The following is a 14,230-nucleotide window of genomic DNA, read 5'->3' on the forward strand; positions in this document are numbered from 1 at the left end:
TTCGGCAGGTCAACGGTGAGTGGTCAATTGACTACCCGCCGACAATATCGAACCGTTCCCAGGCGCCGATCGCCGCTCGATTCGCGATCAGTGGCGCGGCGCCGCCGTTTTCCGCGGCGACGTACATGCTGTTGCCGAGAGAGCGCAGGCTGGCGCTGCCGTCGGTGTTGCGGACGAGTTGGAACCGTTCCCAGGTGCCGATGGTGGTTTTGTTGGCGACCAGGGGTGCGGTGCCGTTGGCGGCGGTGACGATGAGTCCGTTGGCCTTCGACCGCAGGGCGATGGTGCCGTCGCCCGCGTCGAGCCGGTCGAACTGCTCCCAGGGGCCGACCGCCGCCCGGTTGGCGACCAGCGGCGCCGCCCCGCCGTTGTCGGCGGACACGTACTGGTTGTTGACCCGGGCCCGCAGGTTCACCACCGGGCTCGTCGGGGCACCCGGATTGAACCGCTCGGCCCAGTAGCGGGTCCGGTCCAGGTACGCGTTCTGCGCCGCCACCCCGGTCAGCCCGTACGCGCCCGAATAGGTCAGGTAGCCGTGACCGGCCGGCGGGGTGGAACTCGCCGGTTCGATCGTCGACCCCTCGTGCCACTCGTTGAACGACGTGATCGACACCCAGTCCGGCGGCGTCGGCGTACCCAGGGCGTTGGTCCACTGGCGGTCGTACGCGGCGCCGTTGTCCCGGTTCAGCGTGGGCGTGGTGTTGCCCGGCACCGCCCGGTCGTCCAGGTAACCCGGTGCCACCGAGGGGGCCCAGACCAGCCCGTTCGCCCGGCAGTACGCGGCGGCGTTCGCCCAGCCCGGTGCGGTCGCCCCGGCGATACCGTCATAGGTGTACATGCCACCGAAGTTGGCCACCTTCGACGTGTCGGTGGTCTGGGCCAGCACGATGTTGTTCGCCCGCACCTGGGCCAACGCGGACCAGTCGGTGATCCGCAGGCTCTCGAAGACGTAGAACGCCGCCCGGTTGCCGTGCGCCGCGTCCCGGTAGAAGGCCGGGCTGGAGCCGTACCGGGAGTTGATGTAGTTGATGTCGGCGACCGTGCTGGCCGCGGTCCGGCCGCTGTACGGCTCCAGGTGCCAGGCCACCTTGATGCCGTACTGGGCGGCGGCGGTCAGCGTACGGGCGGCCAGGTTGTCCTCGTACGAGCCCTGCCCCCACCAGCTGTAGACGATCACGCCCACCCCGGCCTGGCTGATCCAGGCCATGTGCTGGTTGATCGTGGCGACGTCGCCGGAGTCGTACGCGCCCCGGGTCGGGTAGAAGTTCGCGCCGATGTCCTGCGGCGGCGTGTGGTTGCCCTGCTGCCAGTGCCGGTAGGCGCCGTTGACGGCCGGGTTGCCGTACCAGGAGTAGTAGAAGATGTGGACGTTGGACGCGGGCGCGGCCAGCGCCTGGACGGGTGCCCGCGCGGGCACGGTGGCCTGCGCGGGCGGTGCCGCCTGCGCGGTCGGGCCGGGCACGCCGGCGGCACCGGCTGCGGCGAGCAGCAGGGACGCCAGGGCGAAACGCGCCCAGCGGGAGATCCGGTACATGTGTGTGTCCTCCGTAGTGGCGGAGCCGGAGCCGGATGACCGGCGCGGGCGGTGGAACGCCCGCACCGGTCGTCTCCGGATGCGGCGGTCAGCCGCCGATCAGGTCGAAGCGTTCCCAGGAGCCGATCGTCGGACGGTTGGCGATCAGCGGCTGGGCACCGCCGCCCTCGGCGGCGACGTACTGGTTGTTGCCGAGGCTGCGCAGGCTGACGCTGCCGTCGGTGTTGCGCACCAGGGTGAAGGTCTCCCAGGTACCGATGGTGGTCTTGTTCGCGATCAGCGGCGCGGTGCCGTTGGCGGCGGTGACGATCAGACCGTTGGCCTTCGCCCGCAGGGCGATGTTGCCGTTGCCCGCGTCGAGCCGGTCGAACTGCTCCCACGGGCCGATCGTCGGCCGGTTGGCGATCAGCGGGTTCGCCCCGCTGTTCTCGGCGGAGACGTACTGGCTGTTCACCCGGGCCCGCAGGCTGATCACGGCCGGTGTGGCGACGGTGCCGGTGGTGAAGGTGAACGCGTCGACGTCGAACAGGTTGCCCTGCCCGGTGACGCCCTTGAACACCAGGTACAGAGAGGTGGTGCCGGTCGGCACGTTGGACAGGTTGGCGGTCACGTTGGTGAACGTGTCCCAGCTGCCGGTGTTCGCGACGGCGACACTGCCGAGCAGGGTGCCGGTGGCCGAGCCGGTACGCACCTCGATGGTGCCGCCGACCCCGCCGGAGGAGACCCGCGCGGTGAACTGGGTCGCGTTGCCCAGCAGGTACGGCTGGTACGAGATCCAGTCGCCGTTGTCGACGAAGCCGGCCGTGCGGCCACCCTCGGCGGCGGCGTGGTCGGCCGTCTGGATGCCGGACTGGGCACCGAAGTGCTCGCCCTGCCGGTGCTTCGGCTGCAGCGTCCTGGTGCTGCGCGAGGTCAGGCCGCCGTTGTCGGTGTAGGTCGCGTCGAAGACCCCGAAGATGTTCGCCGCCGAGTCGTGCTCGCCGTCGACCGGGATGGTGATCGTCCCGGAGCAGCCGGTCTTGGAGGTGATCTGGTGGGCGTGGCTGTCATGGCCGAGCGAGTACGTCACCGTCACCCGGGCACAGTTGATCGTGCCGTCCTCCACGTCGGCGGCGCTGACGGTGAACGGGACGGTGTCACCGAAGTTGAACAGCTGGCCGTCGGCCGGCAGTTGCAGGTTCACCGTCGGCGCGGTGTTGCCGACGGTGACCACCAGGCTCGCCGTGCCGGACAGCCCGGTCGGGTCGGTGACCCGCAACGTCGGCGAGTAGGTGCCGTTCGCGGTGTAGGTCTTGGTCGGGTTGGCGGCGGTCGAGGTGGTGCCGTCGCCGAAGGTCCAGAGGTAGGACAGCGCCCCGCCCTCCGGGTCCGAGCTGCCCGCCGAGGAGAATCGGACGGTCAGCGGGTTCGCCCCGGAGGTGGGGGTGGCCGAGGCCACCGCGACCGGGCTGCGGTTGCCGCCACCGATGTACTCGACCCGGATCAGCGCCTGGTTGTTCGACCCGGTGCCGTAGTCGAGCACGTACAGCGCCCCGTCCGGACCGAAGGCCATGTCCATCACCTGGGTACCGGTCCACGGGAAGGCGGAGATCTCACCGGCGGTGCCGTTGCTGTTGACCGTGACCGCCTTGATCCAGCGGCGGCCGTACTCGCCGGCGAAGTACTGGCCGTCGAGCGACTGCGGGAACTTGACCGGGGAGTTCAGCGCGGCGTTGTAGCGGTAGACCGGGCCGCCCATCGGGGACTCCGAACCGCCGCCGAACTCCGGCGGGGAGCCGGCGTCGCCGCCGTACCGGATCCAGCTCGGCTTGGCCGGCGGCAGCGTGGTCTGACCGGTGTTGCGGAACGAGTTGTTGGTCGGTCCGGCGGCGCAGTTGTACTTCGCCTGCGACGGGCCGGACGGGAAGGTGTACTCGTTGTACGTCTCCGCCGTGGTGTTCGTACCGGTGCAGTACGGCCAGCCGTAGTTGCCCGGCGCGGTGATCCGGTTGAACTCCACCTGGCCGCTCGGTCCCCGGTTGGCGTCGGAGACACCCGCGTCCGGGCCGTAGTCACCGAGGTAGACGATGCCGGTGGGCTTGTCGACACTCATCCGGAACGGGTTGCGGAACCCCATCGCGTAGATCTCCGGCCGGGTGTTGGCCGTGCCCGGCGCGAACAGGTTGCCGGCCGGGATGGTGTACGTCCCGTCCGCCTGCGGCTTGATCCGCAGCACCTTGCCGCGCAGGTCGTTGGTGTTGCCCGAGGAGCGCTGGGCGTCGAACTGCGGGTTGCGGGTGGTCCGCTCGTCGATCGGGGTGTACGAGTTCGACTCGAACGGGTTGGTGTCGTCGCCGGTGCTCAGGTACAGGTTGCCGGCGGCGTCGAAGTCGATGTCACCGCCGACGTGGCAGCACTGCCCCCGGTCGTTGTTGACCTGGAGCATGATCCGCTCGCTGCCCATGTTGAGCGTGTCGTCGGAGTTCAGGGTGAACCGGGACAGCCGCAGGTGCCCCTTCCACGCCTCGAAGTCCGCCGCCGTACCGGTGGTGGGGGCGTCACCGGACGGCGTGCTGAGGGTGGGGGAGTAGTAGAGGTAGATGAAGCGGTTGCTGGCGAAGTTGGGGTCCGCCGCGACGCCCTGCAACCCCTCCTCGTCGTGCGTGTAGACCGGGATGTTGCCGGCGACCTTCGTGTTGCCGGCCGCGTCGGTCACCCGGACGGTGCCGTTGCGGGCGGTGTGCACCACCGAACGGTTCGGTAGCACGGCCAGCGACATGGCCTCGCCGATCTCGGCGGAGCCGGTGGCCAGGACCACCTGCTGGTAGTCGGCGGGCGGGATCACCACGGCCTGGGCCGGGCTCGGGGCGCCGGCCACGGCGAGCGCGGTGCTCGTCGCGGCGACGGTGGCCGCGACGACCAGGCGCGACCAGCGATGGGGAGTGGGGGACATCGGGTTCCTTTCCGGGGGTGGTGCCGGGGGTGGAGAAAGCGAGGGGTCAGGCGCCGTAGACCTCGAACTCCCAGAGCGAGTAGCCGTAGGGGGTCAGGGCGCGCTGGGTGCCGTACACCCGGACGTGGCGGCCGGTGCCGGTGAGGGTGACGTCGTCGATGCCGCCGTCGGAGGCGGTGGTCGAGTGCACCGTGGTCCAGGTGTTGCCGTCGGGCGAGGTCTGGATCTGGTACGCCTGCCCGTACGCGGCCTCCCAGTTCAGCCGTACCCGGCTGATCGAGCGGCTGGCGCCGAGGTCGACGGAGATCCACTGTGGGTCGGCGTAGGCGCTGCCCCAGCGGGTGGCCGGGTTGCCGTCGACGGCGTTGCCGGCCACGTGCCCGCTGCCGGTCTCGACGCTGGAGGTGGCGGTGGGCCGACCCGCCGACAGCAGGGTGGGCGTGCCGGTGACCGGGGTGCCGTACACGTTGAGGTCCCACAGCGAGTAGCCCCAGGCGGTGGCGCGCTGGGTGCCGTACACCCGGACGTAGCGGCCGGTGCCGGTGAGGGTGACGTCGTCGACCCCGCCGTCGGCGGTGGTGGTCGAGTACGCCGTGGTCCAGGTGCTGTTGTTCGGCGAGGTCTGGATCTGGTACGCCCGGCCGTAGGCCGTCTCCCAGTTCAGCCGCACCCGGTTCAGGTTGTACGTCGCACCGAGGTCCACCGAGATCCACTGCGGGTCGGCGGAGAGGCTGCCCCAGCGGGTGGCCGGGTTGTTGTCCACCGCGTTCGCCGCCACGTGCGGGCTGCCGGCCTCGACGCTGGAGGCGCTGGTCGGCTTCCCCTGGGCCAGGTCGGCGGTGGGCTGCGGCGGGTTGCCGCCCTCTGCCTTGATCCGGATGTTGCGGTAGTTGATGTCCAACCCGGCGCCGTCGTTCTGTACGCCGATGTAGCCGTTGGCGATGTTCCGGGTGCTGGTGTAGTCGTTGATCTTCACGCCGTTGAGCCAGATCTCCACCCGCTGCCCGTGCACCCCGATCTCGTACGTGTTCCACGAACCGGGCGGGTTCAGCGCGGCGGCCCGCGCGGCGGTGTCGGGTGCCTTGAAGCTGTAGACGCTGCCGGTGGTGCGCGACGGGTCGGCGTCGGTGGCGTCGATCTGGATCTCGTGGCCGGTGTCGACCGGCAGCCACGGGTCGCCCTGCGGGTCGGGGAAGCCGATGAAGACGCCGCCGTTGTCGTCGCCGGGCATCATCCAGTCGAGCTTCAGCGAGTAGTTCGCGAACGTCCGGACCGGGTACCAGAGCAGACCCATCCCGCCGACCGAGCTGAGCGTGCCGTCGGCCAGGGTGAAGCCGCCCGGACCCGCCTGGCGCCACTGGTTCAGGCTGGCCTGGCTACCGTCGAACAGCGCGGTGTAGCCGACCTCGGGGCGGCAGTCGGCCGGCTTCGCCCCGGCCGCGATCTGGATCCCGCCGAGCAGCATCCGGGTGAAGTTCGCCTCGGTGTACGTCTGCTCGGTGTGCCCGAGCCCGGTGTACCAGGACCGCCCGCCGCCGTAGTTCTGGCACCAGGTGATCGGGTGGTCACCGCCCATCGACCCACCGCTGTACGACGACTCGTCCAGGTTGGACAGCACCTTGACGTTCGCCCGGGGGTTGGCGCGGTAGTTGTACCACTCGTCGGTGCGGGTCCAGTTCTGCGGCAGGTGCGCGGTCGAGACGTTTGACCGGTCCTCGGTGCGGATCGTCGCCTGCTGGGTGGCCGGGTGCGAGGCGAAGTAGCCGCCGACGAGTCCGCCGTACCAGGCCCAGTCGTACTCGGTGTCGGCGGCGGCGTGCACCCCGACGTACCCGCCACCGGCGGCGATGTACGACTGGAACGCGGTCTGCTGGGTGGCGTCGAGCACGTCGCCGGTGGTGGAGAGCCAGACCACCGCCTGGTACTGGGCCAGGTTGGCGGTGGTGAACTGACCGGCGTCCTCGGTCGCGGTGACCGTGAAGCCGTTCGCCGCCCCGAGCGCCTGGATCGCGGCGATGCCGTTGGGAATGGACGAGTGCCGGAAGCCGGCGGTCTTCGAGAAGACCAGCACCTTGGTCAGGGGTGCCGCCGACGCCGCCGGCGGGGTCACCCCGACCAGGGCGGCCGTCGCCACCAGGGCGACGCTGAGGACCGTGGAGAGCGCGCGGATGCGCATGGGGGGCTGCTCCTTCGCACAGGAGTGGAGGGGGTTCCGGGGAGTGCTGGCGCCCATGGGCGTGGGCGGGACCGGTCGTCGACCCGGCAGGGGTCGTCAACCTGGCATCGCCCGCTGGGCGATCCTTGCGGCTGCCGACCCCCGCCGGGGTTTCGCTAGCTGGTGACCAGGGTGAACTTCTCCCAGGGGCCGATCGTGGGGCGGTTGGCGATGAGGGCGCCCGCACCACCGTTCTCGGCCGACACGTAACTGTTGTTGACCGTGGCCCGGAAGCTCACCGTGCCGTCCGAGTTGTTCACCTGCGTGAACGTCTCCCACGAACCGGCCGACGGGCGGTTGGCGATCAGCGCCGCCGCACCGGCGTTCTCGGCGCAGACGAACTGGTTGTTCAGCCGGGACCGCAGCGCCACGTTGCCCGAGCCGAGGGCGACCACGTCGAACTGCTGCGCGGTGCCGACGGTGGTGGAGTTGGCGATCAGCGGCGCGCTGCCGGCGGTGACGTACTGGTTGTTGGCCCCGGCCCGCAGCGCCGTACCGCCGGGCGTCGGGGTGGTGCCGCCGGTGAGGATGCGCAGCGCGTCGACCATGCCGACCGAGGTGGCCTTGTTGACGATCCGGATCGTGTGCGAGCCGTTCGTCAACCCGGTCTTGCTGTAGACCACCGCCTGCGCCTGCCGGGCCCCGCTGACGTACAGGTTCACGTTGGCCTGGAACACGTTGTCGATGTAGACGTCGACGTTGCCCATGTCACCGTTGCGTTCGGACAGGTACTCCACGCCGGTGCCGGTGAAGGTGTACGAGGCGGTCGCGCCGACGGTGTTGGTGTGGTGGGTGTCGTCGTTGTAGTCGCCGTACCCGCGTGCAGTGGTCAGGTGCCAGTTGGCGTCGTAGGTGAGCAGGGTGTTGTTGACCAGGCCGCCACCACCGGTGCCGCCGCCGAGCCCGAGCGTCGAGGCCGTGTTGAGCAGGCTCTTGGCGCCCTGGTTGGCGGTTCCGGTCAGGGTGGTCGAGGTGTAGTTGGCCAGCGGCTTGGCGGTCCGCTCGACCACGTACACCGCGTTCGCCGCGGTGGCGAAGGTGATCTCGCCGGCCGAGCTGGTGGTCAGGATGGCGTTGTCCGACGTACGCCGGACCCGGACCTCCTGGGTGCCCCACGGGTTCACCACCCGCGCCTGCTTGCCGTACAGGCTCCTGATCCCGACGTACTTGGTCTCGTTCGCCTCGCGCTCCGAGCTGACCAGGAAGCCGTCCTTGGCCAACAGGGTGAACTTGCCGACGAAGCCGGACGGGACCGCCGGGAACACCCGGATCTTGTCGTTGTAGCTCTGCATCAGCGACTCGTTCATCGCCGCCAGGTGGATGCCGAGGTACTCGAACACCCCGTTGGTGTTGTTGGTCATGCCGTTGGGGTAGTTCTGGTACTTCTGCAACATCGTCCGCATGCCCTGGAACGCCTGGTCGGCCAGGCCGAGCCTCGCTGCGTGCACGTGGTCGTTGGACCAGACGTTGCCGTACGGGTGCGGCCGGACGTTGAACGTGTTGATCGCGGTCTGCTGGTCCGGGTAGCCGATCCCGGTCTGGTCGTAGGGCCAGACCAGCTCCAGGGCCACGTTCTCGTTGTTGCGGGTCTGCGAGATCGGCGGGTCGTGCGGCAGGTAGGCGCCGTTCTGGATCTGGTACGGGGCCAGGTTGTTGACGATGTTCTGCCAGTTCGCCCGCAGCCCGCTGTCCAGCCCGAGCTGGTTGCTGACCGAGATGGTGAGCGGGAAGAGCAGCCGTACGGCGGCCAGGTCGGTGATCGCGTTGCGCACGTCCCAGTACGTCTCGTGCGAGTTCGAGTTCGCCATGTAGTACCGGCCGTTGCCGTCGACCGAGAGCCGGTCCTCGTAGAACTTCACCGCCTCGCGCATGTACGGGTACGCCGTGTTGCGCAGGTACGTCTCGTCGTTGGTGTACCGGTACTGGAGGTACATGTTGTACGCGGCCTCGGTGCCGGTGGAGTACAGGTCGTTGACGTAGTCGCTGTTGATCGTCCCGCGCGCGTTGCCGTCCCAGCCCATCGTCTCCGGCACCCAGAGCCCGTCACTGCCGTACCGGGTGGTCGTGTACGACTTCAGCGCGGCGAGGTTGCGGCTGTAGAGCCGGTTGAAGCCACCCATCAGCTCGGTGTGGTTCGAGGCGTAGAACGAGTTGTAGACGTCGCGCTGGTTCCAGTACCAGTAGCCGTTGCTCCACTTGCTCTGGTCCTGGGTGGCCCGGAACACGCCGTTGATGAAGTGCAGCGGGTAGTTGCCGTAACCACCGGCGGCGATCATGTACGTCGCCAGGTAGTAGACGTTCTCCAGGTAGTCGGCGTCACCGGCCGAGTTGGAGTACTGGACGAACGACTTCTCCCAGAACGCGTGCCACCAGTTGCGGTAGTTGTTCAGCGTGGTCGCGTACCCGGTGCTCTTCACGGACGCGAGCTGGTTGCGGGCCTGGGTGACCGAGTTGAGGCCGGGGGAGTTGATCCGGCTGGCGGCGGTGAACCAGACCGTGTAGCTGGAGGTCGGGGTGATGTTCAGCCGCACCTGCCGGCCGTTGACGACCTGCGAGGTGTAGCTGGCGCCCTCGACCGTGGCGGCGAGCGTGTACCCGAAGTTGTTCGGGTCGCTCTGCCCCCGGCTGATCCCGACCCCGGACGCGTCCGCGAACGTCGAGTACGTCCGCCAGGTGTTCAGGTCCGGCACGTCGGCGATGTTCTGCACCGTGTTCGGGTCCCACAGGCTCAGGTCCAGCCCGACACTGGTGACGCCCGGCCGGGTGTCCTCGACGTGGATGCCCATCACCTCGGAGTTGGGCGAGCCCATCACGGTGACCGTACGGTTGCTGTCGTACCTGGTGGTGAGCGTGCCGTCGTAGAGCGAGAGCCGCTGCTGGAACGTCGTGTACCCGGTGTCCATCTGCGGGTTGCTGAACAGGTTGACCAGTCCGGCCGCGTACGTCGACTGCTGCGACAGGTCCACCCCGGACACCTGCATCGTCAGGCCGTTCTGGTTCCAGGCCATCGCGCCGGTGCGCCCGTTGCCGACGGTCAGGCCGTGCAGCGGGTTGGTGTTCGGGCGGTTGTAGACGATGTCGTGCTTGGACAGGTAGTTGGCATAGTTGACGTTCAACGCCCCGGTGGTGGAGTTGAACGCGGCATCGGTGGGTGACGCCGTCGCCGGTGCGCTCTGTCCGCTGACCGCCAGGCCGACCAGGAGCAGGGTGGCTGCGGCGACGCGGGTCGGCGTGCTCATCTTCATCGACACGATCCCCTCTAGATCGCTCGTTGCGATGTGCTCGTGCCACGGACGCGGTGCGTCCGTGCGACTCCCCATCCGCCGAAGTGGGGAGCTACCACGAGACTGTTGTGCATGGGTTCGGAGGGTTTCCCGGCAGGATGATCCGACCGTGATGTCCAACCGACCCACATCTGTCACATGCAGTTAACATCGGATGTCTTTGCGAGTCAATCCTTGCCTGTCGATGTTCTGTCGGCCCAGCTCAGCGGTGGTGGACGCGCCCGATGGTGGGCTCATCGCAGGAGCCGGCCAGGCACCGGGAGCCATCCTGGCGCTCCGGGGCCGGTGCCCGAGCGGTGGTCGGAGCGTGACGGGCCATCGGCATTCATCCGATGACGGCTCCCTTCCTGGCGGGCGCGGGCCGGGTTTGCCCGGTTCGGGCCGGTGGCGGACCGGTTACGGGCGCCAGCGGACCGGGGTGGTTCGGCCACCGCGAGTCGGGCGAGGTGGATCCGGTGCCGGCCGCGCGCGGTGCGGCCGGATATGACATCCCTGATAGCCTTACGCCATAAATGAATAGCTTGGTGAGATTTATTTATGCGCTAAGGAGTTGCAGGTGGTGGTCTTTGCCGGCCAGGGCGATCCCCGCCGCTCGATGGCTCTGCTGTGGCGTACGCCGGGAACTCCCGAGGTCCGCACCGGTCCGGGGCCCAAGCCGGCGCTGAGCGTGGACCGGATCGTGGACGCCGCGATCGAGGTCGCCGACCGGGACGGAATGGCCGGGCTCTCGATGCGCGCGGTGGGAGAGCGGTTCGGGCGTACGGCAATGGCCCTCTACACGTACGTGCCGAACAAGAGTGAACTGCTCGACCTGATGTACGACCGGGCACACGCCGAACTGCCCACCGGATACGCGTCCGAGCCGGACTGGCGGGCCACCGTCACCACCTGGGCGGGCGACCTCTGGGAGTTCTACCTGCGCCACCCCTGGGTGCTCCAGGTGTCCCAGGCCCGACCGGTGCTCGGGCCGAACGAGTACGTCGTACTGGAGACGCTGCTGCGGCTCCTCCACCGGACCGGGCTGGACGCGACGGCGCTACGCCGGATCGTCGGCACCCTGTTCCACTTCGTCCGGGGCACCGCCCAGACCGTCGCGGAGGCCCGCTACGCGAAGGTGGCGACCGGCATGTCCGACGAGGACTGGTGGTTCGCCCGCTCGGTCCTGCTGGCGGAGGTGGCACCCGACTTCGCCGAGCGCTTCCCGAGCGTGACCCGGATGGAGCGCGAGCAGGTGTTCCGGCCGACCGAGGAGACCGTGCCCTACCTGGAGCGGGAGGCGCGGGAGACGTTCGACTTCGGGCTGGCCGTGGTGCTCGACGGCATCGAGGCGACGGTCCGCGCGGAGAGCGGACCCGGTCGGCCCGGCTCGTGAATCGCGGTGATCGCGGGGAAATGCGATGGCAGCGCCGCGGCGACTCCCGGACCATGGCCTTGTGCCACCGACACCGACACCGACACCGACACCGACCACCATCTCGATCGTCCGGACCGGGCCCGACGCCGACGAGGCGCGCCGAATCCTCCGCGCGTACTTCCACGACATCGTCGGCCGTTACCACAGGCGGGAGGCGACCGCCGCCGAGGTCGACTCGGCGCTCGCCGAGGAGCCGAGCGACGATCTCGTGCCGCCGGGCGGCCTGTTCTGGGTGGCGACCGACGGCGCGGCGGCGGTTGGCTGTGCCGGTCTGCGTCTCCTGCCGGCCGGGGTCGGCGAGCTGACCCGGGTGTTCGTCGCGCCGAGCGCGCGACGGCGGGGGATCGGATCGCTCTTGCTGACCGAGGTGGAGGCGGCGGCGCGGGACCGAGGGCTGTCCCGGCTCCGGCTCGACACGCGCCACGACCTGGTCGAGGCACGCCGGCTCTACGGCAGGCACGGGTACGCCGAGGTCGAGCCGTTCAACGACAGTCCGTACGCGGCCCACTGGTTCGCGAAGCCGCTCTGACGCTCCCGGAGGAACTTTGCGGTGACAAGATTGGCGCCGGGTGGTCGGGACGGTGGCGTTCCTGTCGTACCCGGAGGGCATGATCGCGTGATGTCCGTCCCCGCCGCGCCGTGCCGACCCGGACAGTCCCGTCAGAGCGGACAGGGGAGTGGGTAGGCTCGCGGTCAGCGCCGGCCCGCCGACCGACGATCATGCCGATCCACGGCGTGTACACCGCACCTCTGGGGAGTTCAGCTCGTTGACTGCACAGCCTGAGATTCTGTACGGGGCAGATGACCTGACCCATCTGGAAGGCCTCGACGCCGTCCGGAAGCGACCCGGCATGTATATCGGGTCCACCGACAGCCGTGGCGTGGGTCACCTGTTCAACGAGATCCTGGACAACTCCACCGACGAGGGTGTCGCCGGTCACGCCACGCACATCGAGGTCACGCTGCATGCCGACGGCTCCGTCCAGGTGGACGACGACGGTCGCGGCATCCCGACCGACCTGCACGCGCGCTCCGGACTGTCCGGCGTCGAACTGGTGCTCACCCGGCTGCACGCGGGCGGGAAGTTCGGCGGCTCCGGCTACAAGACCTCCGGTGGCCTGCACGGCGTGGGCGCCTCGGCGGTCAACGCGCTCTCCCACCGGTTCGACGTCACCGTGCAGCGGGGTGGGCAGATCCACCAGATGTCGTTCCAGCACGGCGTACCGGGAATATTCGACGGACCCGGGCCCGGTGGGACCTTCACCCGGCAACCGGGCCTGCGGGCGCTGGGCCGGATGAAACGCGGCGCCTCGACCGGCACCTCGATCCGCTACTGGCACGACGCCCGCTACTTCGAGACCGGGGCGGCGCTCGACGTCGACGCCGTCCGGGCCAAGCTGCGCAACACCGCGTTCCTCGTGCCCGGCGTCACCTACGTGCTGCGCGACAACACCGTCGAGTCGCCCACCACCGAGACGTTCCACTTCCCCAACGGCCTGACCGACATGGTGGACTTCCTGACCCCGGCCGGTGACAAGCCGGTGTCCGGCACCCTCCTGATCACGGGTGAGGGCACCTACCGGGAGAACGCCGCCGACGAGCACGGCGTCATGCAGAGCAACGTCGAGCGCCGGGCCGAGGTCGAGGTCGCGCTCAAGTGGGGGACCGGCTACGAGCGGACGGTGGAGACCTTCACCAACACGATCCGCAACGTGCACGGGGGCACCCACCGCAAGGGCTTCGAACGCGGTGCCGTACGGGCGTTGACGACCGCGATCCGCAACACCCGTGGCCTGCTCAAGCCGAAGGAGGACCCGCCGATCCTCGACGACGTGCTGGAGGGCATGACCGTCGTGGTGCACGTGCGGATCCCCGAGCCGCAGTTCACCTCGCAGACCAAGGACGAGCTTTCCACCGCCCCGGTCACGAAGGTGGTCCAGACGGTGGTGGAGCAGCAGGTCAAGGCCTGGCTGGAGGACCGGCGGACCAAGGCCGAGGCGCGTACCGTCCTGCAGAAGATCGTGGACGCCGCACGGGTCCGGTTGACCCAGAAGCAGCAGAAGGACGCCGCCCGGCGCAAGACCGCGCTAGAGGGCGCCTCGATGCCGCCGAAGCTGGTCGACTGCCGCTCCACCGGGGTCGAGCGCAGCGAGCTGTTCATCGTCGAGGGCGACAGCGCGCTCGGCACCGCCCGGTTGGCCCGGTCGTCGGAATACCAGGCCCTGCTGCCCATCCGGGGCAAGATCCTGAACGTGCAGAAGGCCAGCCTGCAACAGGTGCTGGACAACGCGGAGTGTTCGGCGATCGTCCAGGTGCTCGGTGCCGGCTCGGGTCGCACCTTCGACCTCGACGCCATGCGGTACGGCCGCATCATGATCATGGCGGACGCGGACGTGGACGGCTCGCACATCCGTACCCTGCTGATCACCCTGTTCGCGAAGTACATGCGGCCGGTGATCGAGGCGGGCCGGCTCTTCGCCGCGGTGCCGCCGCTGCACAAGGTGAGCACCAAGGGCCGCAACCCGGAGACCCACTACACGTACACCCAGGCGGAGATGACCAGCAGGGTGGCCCGGCTGGAGAAGGCGGGCAAGCAGGTCGTCACGCCGATTCCCCGGTTCAAGGGGCTCGGCGAGATGGACGCCGACGAGCTGTGGGACACCACGATGAACCCGGCGACCCGCGCGGTGCGGCGGATCAAACTCGACGACGCCCAGGCCGCCGAGGATGTCCTGGAGCTGCTGATGGGGGAGAAGGTCGAACCCCGCAAGAACTGGCTCATCGACTCCGCCAGCCGGGTCGACCAGGAGACGATCGACACCTGACGGCCCGGAGCCGGCCGCGTCCGCGC

The 14,230-nt window shown here is 69.2% G+C and carries 7 protein-coding genes; 3 read left to right on the forward strand and 4 right to left on the reverse strand.

Features of this window, described 5'->3' with window-relative positions:
- Window positions 1-31 precede the first annotated feature (31 nt).
- The 4 genes from ACZ6QQ_RS10365 to ACZ6QQ_RS10380 form a co-directional block, all read right to left on the reverse strand.
- Window positions 32-1,534: a glycoside hydrolase family 99 protein gene (locus ACZ6QQ_RS10365; RefSeq protein ID WP_465875660.1), complete on the reverse strand. Its 1,503-nt coding sequence runs from the start codon at window positions 1,532-1,534 to the stop codon at window positions 32-34.
- Window positions 1,535-1,622: 88 nt separating this feature from the next.
- A complete protein-coding gene (locus ACZ6QQ_RS10370; protein WP_465875661.1) occupies window positions 1,623-4,466 on the reverse strand; it encodes a PQQ-dependent sugar dehydrogenase in 2,844 nt (947 codons plus the stop codon).
- A gap of 46 nt (window positions 4,467-4,512) precedes the next feature.
- Window positions 4,513-6,642, reverse strand: a complete 2,130-nt coding sequence (locus ACZ6QQ_RS10375; RefSeq protein WP_465875662.1) for a ThuA domain-containing protein — start codon at window positions 6,640-6,642, stop codon at window positions 4,513-4,515.
- A 155-nt stretch (window positions 6,643-6,797) separates the two neighbouring features.
- Complete coding sequence (locus ACZ6QQ_RS10380; RefSeq protein ID WP_465875663.1) at window positions 6,798-9,926, reverse strand: glycosyl hydrolase family 95 catalytic domain-containing protein; 3,129 nt, start codon at window positions 9,924-9,926, stop codon at window positions 6,798-6,800.
- Window positions 9,927-10,521: 595 nt separating this feature from the next.
- On the opposite strand from ACZ6QQ_RS10380, the gene ACZ6QQ_RS10385 reads away from it, so the two are divergent.
- The 3 genes from ACZ6QQ_RS10385 (at window position 10,522) to ACZ6QQ_RS10395 (ending at window position 14,204) form a co-directional block, all read left to right on the forward strand.
- Window positions 10,522-11,337, forward strand: coding sequence for a TetR/AcrR family transcriptional regulator (locus ACZ6QQ_RS10385; protein WP_465875664.1), 816 nt, complete (start codon window positions 10,522-10,524; stop codon window positions 11,335-11,337).
- 61 nt (window positions 11,338-11,398) lie between these two features.
- Window positions 11,399-11,908, forward strand: coding sequence for a GNAT family N-acetyltransferase (locus ACZ6QQ_RS10390; protein WP_465875665.1), 510 nt, complete (start codon window positions 11,399-11,401; stop codon window positions 11,906-11,908).
- 238 nt (window positions 11,909-12,146) lie between these two features.
- The gene (locus ACZ6QQ_RS10395; protein WP_465875666.1) at window positions 12,147-14,204 is read left to right on the forward strand and encodes a DNA gyrase/topoisomerase IV subunit B; all 2,058 of its coding nucleotides are present in this window, start codon (window positions 12,147-12,149) and stop codon (window positions 14,202-14,204) included.
- Window positions 14,205-14,230: the final 26 nt, after the last annotated feature.

It is taken from the genome of Micromonospora sp. NPDC049529 (assembly GCF_055586685.1).